This is a genomic window from Hymenobacter sp. BT730 (assembly GCF_030542105.1).
Taxonomy (GTDB): Bacteria; Bacteroidota; Bacteroidia; order Cytophagales; family Hymenobacteraceae; genus Hymenobacter.
Window position 1 is genome coordinate 109,663 of sequence record NZ_JAUOFB010000002.1, and the last position, 19,845, is coordinate 129,507.

Sequence of the window (19,845 nt, forward strand, 5' to 3'; positions counted from 1 at the left end):
TCCCTTTCCCATGCAACAACTTCGCGAAGCCGCCGCCTATATCCGCCAACAGCTTGGCGACTTCCAGCCGGAATTTGGTATCATCCTCGGTACCGGGCTGGGGGCGTTGGTGCATGATATCGACATTGCCCATACGCTGCCTTATGCCAGCATTCCGCATTTTCCGGTTTCTACGGTAGAAAGTCACTCCGGCAACTTGTTGGCGGGCACGCTGGCTGGGCGGAGGGTGCTGGTAATGCAGGGCCGCTTTCATTTCTACGAAGGCTACACCATGGAGCAGGTAGTGCTGCCCGTGCGCGTCATGAAGCTGCTGGGCATTCAGAAGCTATTTGTCAGCAACGCCAGCGGCGGCCTGCACCCCGATATGGAATATTCGGATTTGATGCTTATTGAAGACCATATCAATCTGCAACCCCTGAACCCTTTGCTGGGCAAAAACCTGGATGAGCTGGGCGAGCGTTTCCCTGATATGTTGGAGCCCTACGACCGGGGCCTGCTCGCCCAGGCCGAACAAGCCGCCCGGGACTTAGGCTTTGCCGATAAAGTGCGGCGCGGCGTGTACGCCAGCCTGCCGGGCCCCATGCTGGAAACTCCCGCCGAGTACCGCTACCTGCGCACCATCGGGGCAGATGCCGTAGGTATGAGCACGGTGCCGGAAGTAATTGCTGCCCGCCACATGAACCTACCCGTATTGGCCGTTTCCGTCATCACGGACCTCTGCTCCCCAGGCAAGCTGAAGCACGTAGCCCTGGCCGACATTCTGCGCGTGGCGGCAGCCGCTGAGCCACGCCTGACGGCGCTGTTGCGCACGGTAGTTGAGCGGCAGTAAATGTATTGATTTGAAAAAAGGGTTGTTCCTGATATAGGAACAACCCTTTTTATTTAGCTAAAATAATCAGCTATTCAACTGGGTTTGAGTAAATCTCTTTCATGATCTGTCGAGCTACGTGTGGCCTGTAGTGCGACGTTTCATAATAGTTGTAGCAGGAGTTAGTGAATTTATTACTGCCAGAGTAATTATATACTCGATTCTCTCCAAATACTGCCCGCAACGCCCGCTCATCCTGTGGGTTAAGGGGTAGCTTATCGTACAAAGGGCTGATAACAATACGATAGTCGGTATTATGCTTCTTAAAAATCCGAGCCATTTCCTGTAGCATTTTGAGCTGTTCCTCTTTAATAACGGGCTGTGCTTCTATTGCTGCAGGCTTTGGTGCATTTTTAAATAAGTCTGCACGCGACTTATAGTATCCTACGGAATCTTGAGCAATCTGAGCATCCAGGGCTTTTAGCGGCATGTCATTGCTTACAGGTACATAATAATAAGAATCAGGAAGCTTATTAGGGTCCTTTTTCTCTCCTGAGAGCTTGCGCTTTAGAAAATTAACGTAGAAAAAATCAGAGAAGTATGCTTTGATAAAGCCTAACTGGAATTCCAGCCAAGAATTGTCAGAAGCACGACTATCCTTCATAAATAATGGACCGCCTGCCGGATTGCTGGTATTTTTTAATAAACCACGGTCACAAATAATAAGGACATTTTTGAGTTTATCTGCGTGAGTGTCTAAAAATTTAACTTTAGAATATACTCCATAGAGTGACTCAGCAGCAGCATCAAAGTGAAAGGGCTGCTTGTCATGAATGTAGGGTGCCCAATCGGTAGTATAATAGGGGCCAGACCGGGAATTTCCCAGAATGAAAGATTGATAATGCTGAGTCGGGTTGTTATTTAAAAACGTCTGGGTACTGATGAAATCTCGGTTCACCATTTCCCCTTGATTAAAATCAGTATAGTGGCGTAATACCTGCGCCGGATCGTAGTACAGGTAGGTAGCAACCAGAAAAACAAAGGGAGAGGATAGCAGCGCGCATTTGGCAAAAAAACTGCCTATTTGGGAAGAATGCATGAGAAAAAGTGCGCCGAATTAAAACTGGAAATAGATGAATTGAACTTTCTCAAAGGCTCCACAGAACACAATGGCCATGACAATGGCAAAGTAGCTGGCCCAGCGCAATGCTACTGGTTGCCGCACCAATACCTCATTGATATCAAAGCGACGTTGCATGGTTTCCACCGTAAACAATGTGCCTACGCCTACTATCATATACACCCATTCAGAACGGGTATAGAAAGCTTTTACTGCTGATAAGCCATAGTAATCAACACCACGCTCTACCGCATGGCTTGGCTCCAGCATATGGGTGATGATATACCAGGCGTCGGCAAAGGAGGAAGCCCGGAAGAAGATCCACGCAAACGTTACGAGTGAGCAGGTAATCAAAACATCTACTCCCTTATCTAAGCGGGCAGGAAGATGTAGCAAAGACGTCAGCTTATGCCGGAAGTCGCGCGTAAGGATGCCAAACACCTGATAGAAACCATGTAAAGCTCCCCAAATTAGAAAGGTCCAGTTGGCGCCATGCCAAAAGCCACTCACCAGGAAAACTAAAAACAGATTGAAATAGCGGCGTGGCAGTGAAACACGGTTGCCACCTACCGAAATATATAAGTAGTCGCGGAACCATGTAGAAAGCGAAATATGCCAACGCTTCCAGAATTCCGAAATAGTACGTGCGAAATATGGACGATTGAAGTTGGTCATCAATCGGAAACCCATTACTCTGGCTGAGCCAATAGCAATATCAGAATACCCGGAAAAATCACAGTAAATCTGAATTGCAAAAAATATAGTTGCTACGATTAGTGGCAGCCCTTGGGCTAGTTGAGGATGATCATAAATTTGATTGACAAAAATTGCCAACCGGTCAGCTATTACCACTTTCTTAAACATGCCCCACGCCATAAGACGTAGGCCGCTTGTCGCCAGGTCGTAACTGAAATTATGTTTTTCGCGAAACTGGTGCAGAACGTTTTGTGGCCTCTCGATAGGGCCTGCTACCAGTTGCGGATAAAACATTACATATAAAGAGTAAATACCTAAATGACGCTCAGCCGTCTGATTGCCACGGTATACCTCGATGGTATAACTCATAGCCTGAAATGTGTGAAATGATAATCCTAGTGGCAAAATAATTCCTAGTAGAGGAAGACTTTGCTGAATATTAACTGAGTGAAAAACAAAATTGATGTTATCAATAAAGAAATTATAATATTTAAATACAGCTAATACGCCTATATTAGCAACAAGGCTCATTAAAAGATATAATCTTCGACGAGCTCCAGATGCATCCTCAATTAATATACCTGCTATATAGTCAATGATAATAGTTACAAATAAGATAAGTATGTATACCGGTATAAAAGCCATGTAAAAGAGGCAGCTAGCAACCAGTAAATGCAGCCACCGAAAACGCTGGGGCAACAAAAAATATAAAATGGTAACAATTGGAAAGAATAGAAGAAATTCAAACGAATTAAAAAGCATCGGGCAAGGGCCTTAGAATATGATTTGACAGAGCCGGAGGCAAGTGACAGTATGACAAAGGTAAGCGAAGAGATTAGTATTAAGGATGTTTATTGATGGAGTCAAATTTGAAATTGATATTATTATAAAAATGATAAATAGTAATCTTTCACCAAACCCTTAGAATGTAGGTTTCAATGCACTATTAGTTTTCGTGGTATAATCGAAATGCTTGATTTACTTAGTTATCGTTGCTAACCCCAAACAAGTGAGTATCTTATCAGTTGGCATACACCCATATACATCAGAAGGGGCCTACAAGTATTGTAGGCCCCTTCTGATGTATATGGTGCTAAAGCGAAGCAGTAACTACGGTACCAAGCTGAAGACCAGGGTTTCTACCAGTTTGTCTTTGTTTTCCCGGTAAAGGGAAATCTGCTCAGGTATAGAGCCGCCGTGGGGCCAGCTTCCTTCGATAGCATAGGCCTGTATGTCACCTTTGTGGTCAGTTAACTCCAGGGCGTGGCCGTTGCTGGTGAGCTGCCAGGTGCCCGAGAGTTCGTTGCCGCTAGCCAGGATAGTCTGGGTATAGCTGCCTTTGGTTTTAAAGGTGAGCGTGTATTGATCTTTTATGGCAGTGCCGCTGCTTAGTACTTTGCCCGCCTGGGAAATTTCGTCCAGCCGCCAGGTGTGTAGTAGCTGAGAATCTGAAAAGCCGGGCGGAGCAACACAGCCACAGTCCGTGTGTTCACAACTGCTGAGCAGGAGGCCACTGAGAAGCAGCCATGAAAAAGCCATTAGCGGGAAGCGTAGCATAAGTAGCCGGAATAGGGAGGTAAGGGTATGATAGTGAGCCCTCAGCCTGCTGAACGGTTGCAACACCTGCCCAGAATATTCCAGAATCTTATTTTACAATAATGGTGCGGCGTTGATAGCTCAATACAGTAAAGACGCCAACGCCCCCCTGTACCGTAGACTTAATGGCCGAAGGCTGCGCAAATGGGTTGCCGTTGGCATTGCGCGCATCCTGCACCGACTGCAGAAACTGAAAATACGACCGGTCTAAGTGAAACAAGCTGATGATGAGCGTATCGTTGGCCTCAAACTCGTAGCTGGTACCCAAGGAGAATTCCTGGCCGTTGTTGAGCCGGTCTTCGGGTGTGTAATCTACCTCCGGGTCACGGGAAATACTGTCACGGTGCACCTGAAAGCGGTAGTAGTCGCCGGGGGTGTCGGGGTCGTGAAAGCGGAGCAGCACGTAAGCCCGTCGCTGGTCGTCGGGTTTGTCGTTGAATTTCCATTCCACGGTATCAATGGGCACCAAGGCCGGCATGGTGGCGGTGCCGGTTACGTGGCGGCCTTTACTATCGGTGATGTCCAGTGTAAATGTGTCGCCGGGGCGGGCCTGCACCGGCGTGGTGCCGCGGTGGGTATAGGCCTTCTGCATCAGAGAATCATAGCCTGGGTCAAATTGCAGAGTATCCTTCAGGCCGCTGGGCGCGCTGAGCACTACGCGCACATCGCGCGGTACGGCCGGGGTAGGAGAAGCCAGATATTCAGTGGTTTCGGTTACGGTAAGCTGGGGCACCTGGCCGGGCATGAGGTAAAACTCCACCACCAGTTGGGCGGGGTAGGCGGGTAGATCCACATCAATATCCTTCTGCAGCCCGCAGCCCGTTAGTAGGATGCTTATCCATAGCAAAGCAGCCTGAAAAGGCGTCATGCTGAAAACCCTTTTAATTCGCTCCATCTGCATTCTCCGCCTGCTAAAACTTGAAATTATATGTCACCGAAGGAATGACCGGGAATAGAGAAACCTGTCGGGCCCGGTAGCCAACGGTCTGGCTTTTATCCTCATTCTTCACCTGGTCGAAATACACGAAATAGGGGTTGCGCCGGCTGTAAGCATTATAGACGCTGAACGTCAGGTCCGATTCCGGGAACCAGCGTGAGGGCTTCAACTTCCAGACCACGCCCAGGTCGAGGCGGTGGTAGGGGGCCAGGCGGTAGCCGTTGCGGTTAGGGTACACCGGCACTGCGGCCGCATCGGATCCATATATATCCTGAAAAACAAAGCGCGCTAAAGGCAGGGTGGTCGGGTTGCCAGAGCTGAAGGTCAGCGCCCCCGTCAGGTTTACGCGCTTGGAAAGCTGGTGCAGGCCTACCACCGTCAGGTTGTGGCGCCGGTCGTAAGTAGGGTAAAACAGCTCACCGTTATTGATGCCCGAAGTGCCGCGCTGGGCCGTGAAGCGGCGCTTGGTCCAGGCCAGGGTGTAGCCAATCCAGCCGGTGGTGCGGCCGCTTTTCTTTTCCAGATACACCTCATTACCGTAGGCGTAGCCCTTGCCAAACAGAAACTCCGCATCCAGCTCAGGGTTTACAAACAGCTGAGCTCCGTCGCGGAAATCCACCTGGTTACGGGACCATTTGTAATACACTTCATTGGATAGCAGATACGTGCCGCCACCAAACAAGAAGCTAAGCCCGGCAGACACCTGCTGGCTGCGCTGCGGCTTTACCGATAGCCGCGACGGATACCATATATCCGTGGGCAGGGAGGCGCCCGAGTTGGTAACCAGATGCAGGTACTGATACATCAGCGCGTAGCTGCCTTTCAGGGTGAGCTTAGGCGAAATGGTATAGCGAGCCGAAAGGCGCGGCTCCAGTCCTCCGTACGTATCCGCGTCGCTCTGGAAACCCGTTAGGCGCAGTCCATATTCCAACTGCCACCGGTCGGAGGCTCGAAAGTTATCCGTGGCGTAGAGCCCGGCTTCCTGACCCTGGTAGGTCACATCCTGCCCAAAATTCAGGCGACCATCAGTGGAGCCGGCTTTCAGGCGGCCCACGCCAAAGTGGTGCTGCGTGCCCATGGCTCCAAAGCGGATGGTGTGGCGCTCGGAAGGCGTGTATTCAAAATCCGTTTTCAGGGTGTAGTCCTGAATAGTGGAGGCCAGATTGAAGCTGAACTGGTCCAGCTTGTTGGTGATGCTGTATTGGTAGTGGGTAAAAGAGGCCGTAGCGTTGGCGTACAACCGCTTGTTGAACACGTGGTTCCAGCGGGCCGCGCCCACGCCATTGCCCCAGTTAAAATTGAAATTGAAGCCGTTGGTGGAGTTAAAGCCAAACCGGTCCTGCCCGTAATAGCCCGTCAGATATACCCGGTCTTTCTCGCCCAGTGTGTAGTTGGCTTTGGCGTTGAAATCGTAGAAATAATAATCGGGAATGGGGTTGAAGTCGGGGTCGCCCTCGTTGACTTTGTTGATCTGGCGGGTGAAGATATCGAAGTAGGTGCGCCGACCGGAGAGCAGAAACGCACCTTTGTTCTTCACGATGGGCGCTTCTACCGTCAGCCGCGAAGATATCAGGCCCAGCCCGCCCGTTACGCTGGGCTTCTGCTGATTGCCCTCACGCAGCTTTACATCCACCACCGAGGACAGCCGCCCGCCGTACTGCGCCGGGAAACCGCCCTTATATAGGTCTACACTCTGTACAGCATCAGAATTAAACACCGAAAACAGCCCAAACAGGTGGTTCGGGTTGTACACCACCGCATCGTCCAGCAGGACCAGGTTTTGGTCGGCGGAGCCGCCGCGCACAAACAGCCCTGAGGTGCCCTCGCCGCCATTCTGCACGCCCGGTTTCAACTGCAGGGTTTTCAGGATATCCACCTCACCAAACAACGCTGGCAAGAGCTTGGCTTCCTTGGCCGTGAGACGCTCTACGCTCATCTGGGTGGTTTGCAGCTTTTGCTCCAGCGTGCCCGATGACTCTACCACCACTTCACCCAACTCGTTGCCAGCCAGGGTCAGCTGCAAATTCAGCTGCTGATCGGCCCGCAGATTCACGGTGCGCGTCAGGGTTTGGTAGCCGATAAACGAAATCACCAGCTCATGACGGCCGGCCGGAAGGATCAGCACATACTTGCCATTTGCATCAGCCGTTACGCCGGTGTTAAGCGCCGGCACCGCTACCGAGGCACCAGGCAACGTTTCCGCATTGCTCAGCACCCGCCCCTGCAGGGTATAAGTGCGTTGCTGGGCCAGAACAAAACAGGGAAGCAGCCAAACTCCGAGGGCTAATAATAGAAATCGAAACACGGAAACAGGCATCAGCAGCACGGGATATCACAAATCAAGGCAAAGGTAGCCCAAAGCCTTTATCTGCGGTAGTTTTCAGTGTAAGGCTACCAACGCCCGAATGTTTCCAACAATTAGCTGGCCTGCATATTTAGCTGGCCTGCATATAAGGCTGCACTACCTGCGCCAGTTGCTGCGCGGGTACAACGCCGGCCTGGCGCCACACCGGCTGGCCTTTATGAAAAAGAATGAGGGTGGGAATGCTCTGCACGCGGAACTGCTGCGCGGCGGCCTGGTTACGGTCTACGTCTATTTTTATCACCTTCAGCTTGCCCTGGTGCTGGGCCGCTACCTGCTGCAGAATAGGCGCCATGGTTTTGCAGGGGCCGCACCAGTCTGCATAAAAATCAACCAGCACCGGCATTCCGGGACTGTTGATGAGTTCGGAAAAAGATTTCTTAGGCATGGCAGCAACTGCTTTTAAAGAATGAAAAGTGTCTGCGCCGCAGTAGGCGACCGGCACAAAAAAAGCGTCCGGAGCAGCATGGCTCCGGACGCTTTATACGTGAATTCTGAGAAATCTAACGACCCTTCTTCTCAATAACAGTTACATCATTCGAGGTAGTGGGGAACTCAAAGCGGCCACCTACCACGCGCTTACCAGCAACCTGACACTCCCAGGTATAGCGGCCGGGAGTAGTGCGGGCAGCTTCATTGGCCTCCGACTTGAAGTAATCACCATTGGTAGGATCGGCGGGGTACATGACGTCCACACCATTCTGGCCTTTTTCAATGTCCTTCACCAGAATGTACTGCTTGCCATCCTCGTTGGTTACCACAAACTTGGCGGTGTAAGTGCCCAACTGGCCGTATTTATCCATCACGCCCAGCTTAATGTAGGCGTCCGTCGATACCATCCAGGTCTGGGCCTGAGCAGTGGTAGCGCGGAAAGCCAGCAGCAGCAGCAGCAAGCCGGCAACGCGCAGCACACGGTTTAGTTGAGGTAAAATGTTGCGGGTAGAAGTTTGCATGGTGTGAACAGATAAGAGTGTGACGAATGGAAGGGGGCTGGAGCAGAGAAGATAAACTAGGCTAAATAACGGGGTTGCTACAAGGATATATACTCTGGCCAACCAAATATAAAAAGGCAACTCAGTAATTCACAATGATTTCAATGGAATTTTTTTGACATGCTATTAAATCTGTAATATCTGCTATCAGTCTGGTAATCTGCTCTCAGTCTATGGATTTGATGATAAAGCGACAAAATAACGGGAGTATAGATGCACGAACAGGTTAGCATTTTTTGTCTGATTTTTAAGATAGTCCAACTTCTATGTGTGGGGTGTGCTGGTAAGCCTGAGTTGCAGGTATAGAATTTCGAACATGTTTGTGCCCCCGCTTTCCGGAAGTCGTTGTAGCTTCGTTGCTTAAAGCCTTATTGGCAAGTCAACCCCACATGAGCCGTTCTTTCGTGCCCTTTGCGCAACTGCGCCGGCAGCCCACTATTGTAGTGGATAGCGTAGGCTCAGGGGCTGTACTCACGTTGGCACACTGGCGCGGCGCTGCTACACCGGAGGCACTGCGTGATGATACCAGCGCAGGCTCTGTACTTCGGGCGCTACGCGCCCCGGAAACTGTAGGCTTGGCTACCGCAGCCGTTACGGCCAATCATTTTGATGTGGACGGGTTTGTGGGTGTGTGGGCACTGCTGCATCCTGAGTTGGCTCTCCGGCACGACTCCTTACTACGGCTGGTGGCCACCCTGGGTGACTTCCGCGAAATGCACTGGCAACACCCGCTGGCCGACCACGCCCTGCAACTGGTATGCTGGCTGAATGCTGAGGAAAAGGTCCGGTTTTATGAGCCTTTTGGAGCCCCGTCTCGCCGTAAGCGGGAAGATGAAGCCTCCGCGGAAAAATTTGAGTGGTTTTTGCCCCGTTTTGCGCAAATGCTGGAAAACCCCGAAGCGGGCCGCGCAGCTTGGGAGCCGGAATACACACGGGTGAAACAGGCTATAGCTAGGATGGAAAGCCTGAGTACTTCCTGTTCGCGCTACCCGGGTATTGGCCTGACGGTGGTGCGCACGCCAGAGCCGCTGCCATACTATGCTCTATTCGGGCCCACGGCTGGTACGGATATGGTGCTAAGTATATATGACGGGCAGCGCTACGAACTCGAATACAAATACACCACCTGGATTGACCTTGAAAGCCGCCCTACACTGCCGCGCCTGCGGCTGGATGCGCTGGCCGAGCGCCTCAATGCCCAGGAAACTGCCCCGCGCCGCTGGACCTTCGACGGCATCACCGATACTGGCCCGCTCCTGCGCCTGAGCGGGAAAGAACTCAGCAAAGCCCAGCGCTACGCCGACCCCGATCAGCGGCCTATTTATCCCTCGTCTATCGCGCCGGAGCAGATGGAACAAGAAGTAGTAGCGTTTTTTGAGCAGCGTTACGCGGGCATCGAGCCCAAAAAGTATTGGACCTGGGCTGAAATTCGGGCAGTAGGAGGGTAGTACCGTTGTAGCCTGCTGCTAGACCTCTTCGCCAAAACCCAATACCTGAATAGAGCTAAATCCACCTGCCCCTTTTCGAATGTTAATCTGAGTGGTTACCCGCTCCTTGAGGGCTTCCACGTGGGAGATAATACCGATGGTTTTGCCGGTGCCCTGTAGCATTTCCAGGGCTGAAAGGGCCACATCCAGCGTGTCGGGGTCCAGGGTGCCAAAGCCTTCGTCAATGAACAGCGTGTCAATCTGGGTGCGGCGCCCCGCCAGCTCCGAGAGGCCCAGTGCCAGCGCCAGACTCACCAGGAAACTCTCTCCCCCCGACAGTGAGTTCATGGAACGCACGCTGCCCGCTTGGTATTCATCCTGAATCAGTAAATCCAGATGTTGCTCCGGGTTGCGCATAATGCGGTACCGGTCGGTAAAGCGGTGCAGGTGTCGGTTGGCCAGGTCGATAAGCCGCGCCAGGGTAAGGCCCTGGGCAAACTCGCTGAACTTCTTGCCATCGGCTGAGCCGATAAGTTCAGCCAGCTGCCGCCAGCGGCGGGCTTCCTGCTGCTGCTTTTCCAACTGCTCGGCTAAGGCAGCATGGCGTTCCAGGCCCGCCTGGTGGCTGCCCAGCCGTTCCTGGCGCTGGCCTAACTGCTGATTTAAAGATGCAAGCTGTTGGTTATGGGCAATTAGCTGTTGGTCGAGGAGCTCAGGCGCCTCCTGGGTGAGGGCGCGGGCTTCTTCCTGCTGCAATTGCTGCGCGGTTTCCTGGGCGTTTTGCTCGGCCAGCGCTACGGCCTGCTCGTGGCGGCGAAGCTGTGCCTGCAGGCTGGCAGCTTCTGGCTCTGGCAGGAGTAAGGGAAGCAAAGCCGTGGGCTCAGGGGAGAGGCCAGCGGCAGTAAGGCTGGCGGTGAGGGCCGCGAGGCGCTCCGCGTGGGCCTGCTGTTGCTGCTGCACGTCTAATTCCCGCTGCCGGCGCTTGTCCAGAGCCACGGTCAGGGCGGTTTCGTGCTGCTGAAACTGCTGCTCTGCCTGCTGGCGGTGCTGGTCGGTGGTGCGCAGGGTTTCTTCCAATTGCTGGCGCACCCGGGCTACATCTTTTTCGGGCAGCAGTTCGAAGCGTTGCTGCTCCTGGCGCTGAATGGCTTCGTGGTCCTGCTGCAGCGTTTCGCGGCGCTGATTTAGCTCCTGCTGCAAGGCTTCGCGCCGTTGTTCGGCAGCGGCCGCGCGTTCTTTTATCACGCAGAGCTGCCGCTCCAGTTCTTCCAGTTGGTGCTGCTTCTGCCGGAAGTCAGCTCCCGCATTTTCAAGGTTGCGCACCAACGCAGGGCCATTTTCGCCGGAAAATTCCAGCCCAAAAGAGGTCAATAGACTGGTAATGATTTCCCTGATCTTGGGCGCCTGCTCCCGGTAATCACTCAGGCGCAGCGACAGATGCTCCAGCTCGGTGCCCAGCTGCTGTAGCTGTTGCTGCGCGTTCTGCAGGTCGGCCTGCGCTTTGGTTTGAGTTAGCAGCGCCTGTTGCTGCTGCTGTTCCAAAGCGCGCAGTTCCTGCACCAGGCCGCGTATGGTGGCCGGAATGCCGCTTTCTTCTTCTTCAGATAGCCACCGCACAATGGTAGTTTCCGCCGGAGCCGGGGCTGCATCGGATTCCAGCAACCCACTGATGGAAGTCAGGCGGTTAATGCGGCCTTTTAGATCCACCGTCTGCTGGGTCAGCTCCTGCTCCCGCAGGCGGTCCTGCTGCACCGAATCGTGACTTACTCCCAGCAGGCCCGCCGTAAAGGGGTGCTCCTTGGCCCCGCACAAGGGGCAGGGCTCACCGGGACTCAGCTGCTGGCGGGCTTCTTCATGGGTTAAAATAAGCTGGTGGGCCTGCGTAAGGCGGCGCAAATCCTGCAGGCTGCTTTCCAGGGCCTGTTCCTCGCGGTGCAGCCGGGCTACGTGGTGCGCCAGCTGGTGCCGCCAGTCGTCGCGGGCAGTGGTGGCCGCGGTGTATTGAGTGGCCGCTGCACTTAGCTGGGTTTCTACTTCCTGCAAAAGCTGCGCGCTGCTGGCCTGGGTGGCCGTAGCCATGGCTAATTGCTGCCGCCGTGTTTTGACATTTTGCTCCAGCTCGGCTATTTCTGCCTGCACGTGCTGCCAGTCCTGCAGGTAGCCACTGAGCGGCGCCAAGGCTTCGGAGGCACCGCTTAGCACGGCGTGGCGCGTCAGCCACTCACTTAATTCGTGGGCCTGGTGCTGTTGCTGCTTGGTTTGGTCGGCGGCCTGGGAGGCCTCGCGGTTCTGCTCTTTCCACTGAGCATTGCGCTCCTGATATTCCTGCTTGCCTTTTTCCAGGCGCTGCCGGGCTTCGGAGAGCAGTAAATCCAGCTGCTCGGCGGCGCGCAGCTTAGGTTCCTGCTGTTCCCGGGTGGCAGTAGCTTGTTCGTGCGCTTGGCGGGCAGCAGTGCGTGCGGTTTCGGCAGCCCAGCGTTGCTGTTCCAGCTGCGGCAGTTGCTCCTGTAGTTGCTCTGCCTCCCGGCGCAGGCGCGCCAGCTGTTCTTCCGCCTGGCGGAGCAGCGCGTAATCGGTGGCGAAAGGGGCCGCCTGCTGGTGCAGGGCCAGCCGTTGCCGCAGCGGAGCCAGCGTTTCGGCTTGTGTTATCAGTTGTTGCTGCTGCTGCTGAGTGGTTTGCAGCTTCTGGCGTAACTCCTGCATACGCTGATGCCACTGCCGGGCCTCGCGGAGCTGCTCCTGGGCCGCAGTAGTAGCGCTTAGCTGGGTGGTAAGCTCCTGAATCTCCGCTTCCAGAGACGCTACTTCTTCCGGGGGGAGTAGCACCAGGCCCGTGAGGCCAGCGCGGAGCTGCTCCACCTGTTGGGTTTCCTGCTTGGCCCGCTCAAAAGCAGCCCGCGAGATGTCGGAGTACTTTCGGGTGTCGGTAATTTTTTCCAGCAGCTGGGCCCGCTCCCCGGCCGGGGCTTTCAGAAAGCGGGTAAAGTCGCCCTGGGCCAGCAGCACGGAGCGCAGAAACTGCTTGTACTCCAGGCCGCTTAGCTCGGCTACTTTGGCAGGAACCTTTGATTTATAGGTTTCCAGAAAAGGCCAGGTTTCGGTGCCGTCTTCGGCTACTTTCCGCTCGCTGAGCTCCATTTTGGAGTCCTGCAGGTTGCCTTCCGGCTTGCGGCGGGCGCGGTACTGGCCCCACTTGGAGCGGTAGTGCTGGCCGTTTACTTCAAACTCCACTTCGGCCCAGCTTTCCCCGGTGCCGTGGCTCATCACGTGCTCCGGGCCGCTGGTTTCGTGGCGGGGTATCTGGCCGTAGAGGGCCAGGGTAATGGCATCCAGAATGGTGGTTTTGCCCGCACCCGTGGGGCCGGTAATAGCAAACAGGCCCGCATCAACCAGCGGCGTCTGGCTGAAATCCACGGTGTGCTCCCCGCGCAGGGAGTTCAGATTGCAAAAACGGACGCGGAGAATCTTCATAGGGCAAACCAGCCAGGGGAGGAGCCGGGGAAAAGCAAAAGAGAATGGCAAAAACCGGCCTATAAGCGGCCGGGCACACAGCACACGAAGTTACGCCGAAGCGGGCGTTCCTGCGCCCTGTTGAAGAAGAATAAGCAAACAGCCCATTCACCTCCCTATATTCCCAGCCTCAAAGCCCCTTGCATGAAGCTGCTGAAAGTACTTCCTCTTGCCGCGCTGCTCCTCGCGTGCCTCCCGCTCTTCGCCCAGACCCAAACCCGCGACCTGGCCGATTTGGTGAACCCGCTGATGGGCACGGATTCCAAGCCCAGCCTTTCCAATGGCAACACCTATCCGGCCATTGCGCGGCCCTGGGGCATGAACTTCTGGCTGCCGCAAACGGGCAAAATGGGCAGCGGCTGGGCTTATCAGTATTCGGCTGATAAGCTCAAAGGCTTCAAGCAAACGCACCAGCCTTCGCCCTGGATGAACGACTACGGGCAGTTTGCCCTCATGCCCATCACCGGGGCCCTGCGCTTTGAGGAAGAGGAGAGGGCCAGTTGGTTTTCGCACAAGGCCGAGGTGGTCACGCCCTACTACTACCGTGTGTATCTGGCCGACTACGACATTACTACCGAGCTGACGCCCACTGAGCGCGCCGCCCGTTTCCGCTTTACCTTCCCCAAAACCGACAGCGCCTACGTGGTGCTCGATGCCCTGGACCACGGCTCCCACGTGCAGGTGCTGCCCCAGCAACGCCGCATTATTGGCTACACTACCCGCAACAGCGGCGGCGTACCGCAGAACTTCCGGAACTACTTCATCATCGAGTTTGACCACCAGTTCAGCAGCACTACTATTTACCTTGATAAAGTACTCTACGGGCAGCGGCTGGAAGCTACCGGCGGCCACACCGGGGCCGTAGTGGGCTTCAAAACCCGCAAGGGCGAGCAGGTGCAGGCGCGGGTGGCCTCCTCATTCATTAGTCCCGAGCAGGCCGAGCGCAACCTGCAGGAAATTGGGGCCAACGATTTTGAGGCGGTAAAGCAGCAAGGCAAAGCCGCCTGGAATGAGCAGCTGGGCCGGGTGCAGGTGGAAGGCGGCACCGATGCCCAGCAGCGCACCTTCTATTCCTGCCTGTACCGCTCCCTGCTGTTTCCGCGCAAGTTTTATGAGCTGGATGCCGCCGGGCAACCCGTGCATTACTCGCCCTACAACGGCCAGGTGCTGCCCGGCTACCTCTATACCGATACCGGTTTCTGGGACACGTTCCGGGCCTTGTTCCCCTTCCTGAATCTGCTGTACCCCGATGTAAACAGCCAGATTCAAGAAGGCCTCGTGAATACCTACAAGGAGGGCGGCTGGCTGCCGGAGTGGGCCAGCCCCGGCTACCGCGACATTATGGTGGGCAACAACTCGGCCTCCGTGGTGGCCGATGCCTACCTGAAAGGTGTGCGCGGCTACGACATCAACAAGCTCTACGAGGGTCTGCTGAAAGGCGCCAACGCCCAAGGCCCGCTGGAAGCCGTGGGCCGCACCGGCGCCAGCTACTACAACAAGCTCGGCTACGTGCCCTACGACGTCAAAATCAACGAAAGCGCGGCCCGCACGCTGGAATACGCCTACGACGACTTCGCCATTGCCCAGCTCGGAAAGGCGCTGGGCCGGCCCAAGAAAGAAGTGGCGCTCTACCAGAAGCGCAGCCAGAACTACCGCAACCTCTTCGATAAGCAAACCCGCCTGATGCGCGGCCGCAACCAGAATGGCACGTTCCAGTCGCCCTTCAACCCCTTTAAGTGGGGCGACGCCTTCACGGAGGGCAACAGCTGGCACTACACCTGGTCGGTTTTCCACGATGTAAATGGACTGATGACGCTGATGGGCGGCCCCAAGCCCTTTGTGGCGGCCTTGGACACGGTATTTACCCTGGCGCCGGTGTTCGATGCCTCATATTATGGCTCCGTGATTCACGAAATCCGGGAAATGCAGATTGCGGGCATGGGCAACTACGCCCACGGCAACCAGCCCATTCAGCACATGGTGTACCTCTACGCCTACGCCGGCCAGCCCTGGAAAACCCAGTATTGGGCCCGTGAAACCCTCAACCGCCTCTACCTGCCCACTCCCGACGGCTACTGCGGCGACGAAGACAACGGCCAGACCTCAGCCTGGTACGTCTTTTCGGCCTTGGGTTTCTACCCCGTGTGCCCCGCCACCGACCAGTACGTGCTGGGCGCCCCGCTCTTCCCGAAAACCACCCTACACCTCGCCAACGGCAAGACCATCGTGCTGAACGCTCCCGCCAACAGCGCCGCCAACCGCTACGTGCAGGCTGTGCGTCTCAACGGCCAGCCCTACACCCACAACTGGCTCAGCCACCAAACGCTGATGCAGGGCGCAACAGTGGATTTTGATATGACCAATAAGCCGAATATAACTCGCGGTACGAAGGCTGAGGACGCGCCATATTCCTTTTCGAAGGAAAGGAAGTAGGGCAGCATTTTTAAACCTAATTGAACGTCATGCTGAGCGCAGCCGAAGCATCTTGGTAGTGTGGTAACCCAACGAAGCGGTAGAGATGCTTCGGCTGCGCTCAGCATGACACAAAAAGAAATGAGGTATGAAAAATTGGTATGTGCTTTTGAGTAGTGTGGCAGTGCTGGGAGCCTGCGCCACGGTAAAACCCACCACTCCGGCTGCAGTAGGGGCATACAAGCCCGTCGATGCGCAATTGTACCGCACTATTGCCCGGCAGGACAGCCTTATGTTCGTGGCGTTCAACCAGCATGATGTAGAGAAGCTGCAAACCTTCTTTGCCGAAGACCTGGAATTTTACCACGATAAGGGTGGCCTAGCCAACTTTCAGCAAACCATGCAGGGCTTTCGAAATATGTTCGACCAGAACAAAACCACGGGCCTAAACCGCCAGCTGGTGCCGGGCACACTGGAAGTGTATCCCATCAACGGCTATGGTGCCGTAGAAACCTACCAGCACCGTTTCTGCCACGTGGAAAACGGCAAAGACGACTGCGGGACTTTTAAGAATATGATGGTGTGGCGACTAAAGGATGGGCAGTGGAAGGTGACGAGGGTGGTGAGTTATGGGCATTGAACTCTTGCACTTCTAAGCCAATGATTAATTAGTTAGCGGGGCTGAAATAGTATACATCTGAATTGTGAAGCATCGTATTAACGCACAAATGAGTCAGTCGGAAACCTACGTGTATTTTGCCCTATATGGCACCGACTCTGAGCCCAATTCCGATTTTGATCCTGATGAGGTTACAAAGAAGCTCGGTATAAATCCCACAAGAGCTTGGAGAAAAGGCGACAAGAAGACTCTTTCAGGTATTGAGTACAAATACGCAGGTTGGATTTGGGAGACAAACAGAGGGACTGAGCCTATTTGGGTAGATAAACTGGTAACAAAAGTGGTTGATGCTTTTGAGTATAGAATAGATGCTATTGTAGAATTAAAAAGAGAGCTACAGTTAGAATCTATATTGGGAATCATTCTTTATGTGGATATGAATGAAGAAAATTCCACACCTGCTTTAGGTCAGGACCTGCGTACCATCAAATTTTTATATGAAACTCAGACTTATATTGACGTTGATATATACCGATATGATTCCAGTAATTAGGAGCTGGGGTAATCTAATATCTAATTTCGTAGTGTTGTAAGCAAAGTAGTATGGGTCTATTCGATAATATTGATATTATCCTTGAACGTTACGCTGATGAGCAGAATGCTGTACTTACAAAAAATCGTAAGGATACAAGTGTTTACCTGTTCAAGTTTGAAGAGCGACGAATAGATTGGCAACATAATGAGGTGAATTTGGCGGTGATTATTCAGCATGACTTCAGCGAAAATGGTGTAGATACCAGTAAATGGAATTTTGTAAACGTAGCCTGGAAGGATATAGGGCCTAATAGATTTGCGTCGGATAGGAACCTTGTAAACTCAGCTGATTTTAGGCAAATCGAGATGCATATAGAAGAGTTGTTACGCGAGTCGGTTATATACTTGAATAATATTGAGTTTGAGGATTTAAAGCTTGTGTATTAATAGAGCCTTCATCCTGTAGTTAGGAAACTCCTTTCACTTTCTTATACACTCTTTCCTACCTTCCCAGCTTCAACGCCACTCTGAAGCTGATGAACCGCCTTTCCCTCGCCGCACTTCTCCTCGCATCCTTTCCCACCTTCGCCCAAAAGGCTAAGCCCGCCGAAAACCTCGTCCAATACGCGCACCCCATAGTGGGCACGCAGCGCATGGGGCACACGTTTCCGGGCGCGACGGTGCCGTTTGGCATGGTGCAGCTCTCGCCCGATACCGACACCATCAGCTACGAGCAGAACGGCAAGTACAACCCCAAGGTGTACGAATACTGCGCAGGCTACCAGTACGAGGACAAAACCATCGTCGGGTTCAGCCACACGCACTTCAGTGGCACCGGCCACTCCGACCTCGGCGACTTCCTTATTATGCCCACTACCGGGCCGCTGCAGCTCAACCCCGGCACCGCCGACAAGCCCGAGAGTGGCTTCCGTTCCCGGTTTGCGCACCAGAACGAGGTAGCGGAACCGGCCTACTACAAAGTAAAGCTCGACGACCACAACATCCTGGCTGAGCTGACGGCCACCAACCGCGTCGGCTTTCACCAGTACACTTTTCCCAAGGCCGACGACGCCCACATCATCCTCGACCTCACGGCCGGCATCTACAACTACCCCGATAAAAATGTCTGGACGTTTGTGCGCGTGGAAAACGACTCCTTGGTGACCGGCTACCGCCAGACCAACGGCTGGGCCCGCACCCGCACTGAGTATTTTGCCCTGCAATTCTCCAAGCCCTTCCGCCAGTACGGCGCCCGCAACTACGCCAAGAAGCAGGCTTATCGTGGCTTCTGGGGCCGTTTCGACCAAGCCCATAACTTTCCGGAGCAAGCCGGCGAGCAGTTGCGCCTATACTTCGACTTTCAGACCCAGGCAGGGGAGAAGATCAAGCTGAAAATGGCCTTGTCGTCGGTAAGTACCGAAGGGGCGTTGCGCAACCTGCGCGCCGAGCTGCCGGGCTGGGATTTTGAGCAGGTGAAGCGCCAGGGCCAGGCGCAGTGGCAGCAGGAGCTAAGCAAGGTCACGATTGAGTCGCCGAAACGGGTGGACAAGGACAACTTCTACACGGCCCTGTACCACGCCTTCCTCAGCCCCACTACCTATCAGGACGTGGACGGCCAGTACCGTGGCCTCGACCAGAACATTCACAAGGCCGAAGGCTTCACCAACTACACCACCTTCTCGCTCTGGGATACCTACCGCGCCCTGCACCCGCTGTTTAACGTGGTGCAGCCCAAGCGCAACGCCGACATGATTCAGTCCATGCTGGCGCACTTTGGGCAGAGCGCTGAGCACATGCTGCCCGTGTGGAGCCACCACGCCAACGAAAACTGGTGCATGATTGGCTACCACTCGGTGCCCGTTATTGCCGATGCCATTGTGAAAGGCAACGCACCCTTCGATGCCAACAAGGCCCTGGATGCCTGCGTGACTACTGCCCGCCAGCAGTGGTACGACGGCATAGGCGAGTACCTGCGCCTGGGCTACGTGCCCGAGGATAAAAGCGGCTCCTCCGTCTCCAAAACCCTGGAATATGCCTACGACGACTGGTGCATTGCCCAAGCCGCCAAAAAGCTGGGCCGCGCGGATATTGAGCAGGAATTCAGCAAGCGCGCCCAGAACTGGCAGAACGTATACGACCAGCGCATCGGCTTCATGCGCCCCCGCCTTTCCGATGGCTCCTTCCGCAAAGACTTCGACGTGCTCAGCACCCACAACCAGGGTTTCATCGAAGGCAACGCCTGGAACTACAGCCTCTACGTACCCCAGGACCCTGGCGCGCTCATCGCTAAAATGGGCGGCAACGCCCGCTTCACGGAGCATCTGGACTCGCTGTTCACCATGCACCTGCCCGATAAGTTCTTCGCCGAAACCGAGGACATCACCCGCGACGGTATCATCGGAAACTACGTGCACGGCAATGAGCCCGCCCACCACGCCGCCTACCTCTACAACTGGACCAACCAGCCCTGGAAAACCCAGGCCCGCGTACGCATGATTCTGCCCAAAATGTACCGCCCCACCCCCGACGGCCTCGGCGGCAACGACGACTGCGGGCAGATGTCAGCCTGGTACGTCTTCTCGGCCCTGGGTTTCTACCCCGTAGCGCCCGGCTCCCCGGAATACGCCCTCGGTAGTCCCGCCATCCACGGCGCCACGCTCCGGCTGGAAAACGGCAAAACCTTCCGCATCACCGTCAAAAACCAGAGCGACAAGAACGTGTATGTGAAGGAAGCGCGGTTAAACGGCCAGAAACTGACCCGACCGTTTCTCAATCATCAGAATATCCTGAATGGGGGGGAGCTGGTGTTTGTGATGGCGGGGAAACCATGAG

Annotated in this window: 15 protein-coding genes; 7 read left to right on the forward strand and 8 right to left on the reverse strand. The window is 54.6% G+C overall.

Annotation, left to right across the window (positions count from 1 at the left end):
- Positions 1-10 precede the first annotated feature (10 nt).
- Positions 11-829 carry a purine-nucleoside phosphorylase gene (locus Q4G72_RS07450; protein ID WP_303310786.1) on the forward strand — a complete coding sequence of 273 codons (819 nt, stop codon included), beginning with the start codon at positions 11-13 and terminating at the stop codon, positions 827-829.
- Positions 830-899: 70 nt separating this feature from the next.
- On the opposite strand, the gene Q4G72_RS07455 is transcribed toward Q4G72_RS07450, so the two are convergent.
- The 7 genes from Q4G72_RS07455 to Q4G72_RS07485 all read right to left on the reverse strand — a co-directional run bounded on the left by Q4G72_RS07455 (position 900) and on the right by Q4G72_RS07485 (position 8,472).
- Positions 900-1,907: a hypothetical protein gene (locus Q4G72_RS07455; RefSeq protein ID WP_303310787.1), complete on the reverse strand. Its 1,008-nt coding sequence runs from the start codon at positions 1,905-1,907 to the stop codon at positions 900-902.
- An 18-nt stretch (positions 1,908-1,925) separates the two neighbouring features.
- Positions 1,926-3,269, reverse strand: a complete 1,344-nt coding sequence (locus tag Q4G72_RS07460; protein ID WP_368408971.1) for an MBOAT family O-acyltransferase — start codon at positions 3,267-3,269, stop codon at positions 1,926-1,928.
- A gap of 465 nt (positions 3,270-3,734) precedes the next feature.
- Positions 3,735-4,163 (reverse strand): hypothetical protein, encoded by a 429-nt coding sequence (locus Q4G72_RS07465; RefSeq protein WP_303310789.1) that lies wholly within the window; start codon positions 4,161-4,163, stop codon positions 3,735-3,737.
- A 106-nt stretch (positions 4,164-4,269) separates the two neighbouring features.
- On the reverse strand, positions 4,270-5,088 hold the full coding sequence (locus Q4G72_RS07470; protein ID WP_303310790.1) for a DUF4249 domain-containing protein: 819 nt from the start codon (positions 5,086-5,088) through the stop codon (positions 4,270-4,272).
- A gap of 43 nt (positions 5,089-5,131) precedes the next feature.
- On the reverse strand, positions 5,132-7,474 hold the full coding sequence (locus Q4G72_RS07475) for a TonB-dependent receptor (protein WP_303310791.1): 2,343 nt from the start codon (positions 7,472-7,474) through the stop codon (positions 5,132-5,134).
- A gap of 118 nt (positions 7,475-7,592) precedes the next feature.
- Positions 7,593-7,907, reverse strand: a complete 315-nt coding sequence (gene trxA, locus Q4G72_RS07480; protein ID WP_368408972.1) for a thioredoxin — start codon at positions 7,905-7,907, stop codon at positions 7,593-7,595.
- A gap of 115 nt (positions 7,908-8,022) precedes the next feature.
- Positions 8,023-8,472, reverse strand: a complete 450-nt coding sequence (locus Q4G72_RS07485; RefSeq protein ID WP_303310793.1) for a hypothetical protein — start codon at positions 8,470-8,472, stop codon at positions 8,023-8,025.
- A 428-nt stretch (positions 8,473-8,900) separates the two neighbouring features.
- Between Q4G72_RS07485 and Q4G72_RS07490 the strand changes: the two genes are divergently transcribed.
- Positions 8,901-9,959 carry a DUF6687 family protein gene (locus tag Q4G72_RS07490; protein WP_303310794.1) on the forward strand — a complete coding sequence of 353 codons (1,059 nt, stop codon included), beginning with the start codon at positions 8,901-8,903 and terminating at the stop codon, positions 9,957-9,959.
- A gap of 18 nt (positions 9,960-9,977) precedes the next feature.
- Here Q4G72_RS07490 and Q4G72_RS07495 read toward each other — a convergent pair whose 3' ends face one another.
- Positions 9,978-13,409: an SbcC/MukB-like Walker B domain-containing protein gene (locus Q4G72_RS07495; RefSeq protein ID WP_303310795.1), complete on the reverse strand. Its 3,432-nt coding sequence runs from the start codon at positions 13,407-13,409 to the stop codon at positions 9,978-9,980.
- A 183-nt stretch (positions 13,410-13,592) separates the two neighbouring features.
- Here Q4G72_RS07495 and Q4G72_RS07500 point away from each other — a divergent pair, with 183 nt between their 5' ends.
- From Q4G72_RS07500 to Q4G72_RS07520, 5 genes are all read left to right on the forward strand, one after another.
- Entirely contained in the window at positions 13,593-15,881 is a 2,289-nt protein-coding gene (locus tag Q4G72_RS07500) for a GH92 family glycosyl hydrolase (protein ID WP_303310796.1), read from the forward strand.
- A 127-nt stretch (positions 15,882-16,008) separates the two neighbouring features.
- Positions 16,009-16,500 carry a nuclear transport factor 2 family protein gene (locus Q4G72_RS07505; RefSeq protein ID WP_303310797.1) on the forward strand — a complete coding sequence of 164 codons (492 nt, stop codon included), beginning with the start codon at positions 16,009-16,011 and terminating at the stop codon, positions 16,498-16,500.
- Between the two features lie 64 nt (positions 16,501-16,564).
- Entirely contained in the window at positions 16,565-17,032 is a 468-nt protein-coding gene (locus Q4G72_RS07510; RefSeq protein WP_303310798.1) for a DUF4279 domain-containing protein, read from the forward strand.
- A gap of 50 nt (positions 17,033-17,082) precedes the next feature.
- Positions 17,083-17,460, forward strand: a complete 378-nt coding sequence (locus Q4G72_RS07515) for a hypothetical protein (protein WP_303310799.1) — start codon at positions 17,083-17,085, stop codon at positions 17,458-17,460.
- A gap of 89 nt (positions 17,461-17,549) precedes the next feature.
- Positions 17,550-19,844, forward strand: a complete 2,295-nt coding sequence (locus Q4G72_RS07520) for a GH92 family glycosyl hydrolase (RefSeq protein WP_303310800.1) — start codon at positions 17,550-17,552, stop codon at positions 19,842-19,844.
- Position 19,845: the final 1 nt, after the last annotated feature.

Excerpts from the sequence above, each read along its gene's own strand:
- Q4G72_RS07475 (WP_303310791.1), bottom strand. The coding sequence starts at position 7,474 with ATGCCTGTTTCCGTGTTTCGATTTCTATTATTAGCCCTCGGAGTTTGG.
- Q4G72_RS07470 (WP_303310790.1), bottom strand. The coding sequence starts at position 5,088 with ATGACGCCTTTTCAGGCTGCTTTGCTATGGATAAGCATCCTACTAACG.
- trxA (WP_368408972.1), bottom strand. The coding sequence starts at position 7,907 with ATGCCTAAGAAATCTTTTTCCGAACTCATCAACAGTCCCGGAATGCCG.
- Q4G72_RS07500 (WP_303310796.1), top strand. The coding sequence starts at position 13,593 with ATGAAGCTGCTGAAAGTACTTCCTCTTGCCGCGCTGCTCCTCGCGTGC.
- Q4G72_RS07520 (WP_303310800.1), top strand. The coding sequence starts at position 17,550 with ATGAACCGCCTTTCCCTCGCCGCACTTCTCCTCGCATCCTTTCCCACC.
- Q4G72_RS07450 (WP_303310786.1), top strand. The coding sequence starts at position 11 with ATGCAACAACTTCGCGAAGCCGCCGCCTATATCCGCCAACAGCTTGGC.
- Q4G72_RS07455 (WP_303310787.1), bottom strand. The coding sequence starts at position 1,907 with ATGCATTCTTCCCAAATAGGCAGTTTTTTTGCCAAATGCGCGCTGCTA.
- Q4G72_RS07485 (WP_303310793.1), bottom strand. The coding sequence starts at position 8,472 with ATGCAAACTTCTACCCGCAACATTTTACCTCAACTAAACCGTGTGCTG.
- Q4G72_RS07490 (WP_303310794.1), top strand. The coding sequence starts at position 8,901 with ATGAGCCGTTCTTTCGTGCCCTTTGCGCAACTGCGCCGGCAGCCCACT.
- Q4G72_RS07505 (WP_303310797.1), top strand. The coding sequence starts at position 16,009 with ATGAAAAATTGGTATGTGCTTTTGAGTAGTGTGGCAGTGCTGGGAGCC.
- Q4G72_RS07465 (WP_303310789.1), bottom strand. The coding sequence starts at position 4,163 with ATGGCTTTTTCATGGCTGCTTCTCAGTGGCCTCCTGCTCAGCAGTTGT.
- Q4G72_RS07515 (WP_303310799.1), top strand. The coding sequence starts at position 17,083 with ATGGGTCTATTCGATAATATTGATATTATCCTTGAACGTTACGCTGAT.
- Q4G72_RS07495 (WP_303310795.1), bottom strand. The coding sequence starts at position 13,409 with ATGAAGATTCTCCGCGTCCGTTTTTGCAATCTGAACTCCCTGCGCGGG.
- Q4G72_RS07460 (WP_368408971.1), bottom strand. The coding sequence starts at position 3,269 with ATGGCTTTTATACCGGTATACATACTTATCTTATTTGTAACTATTATC.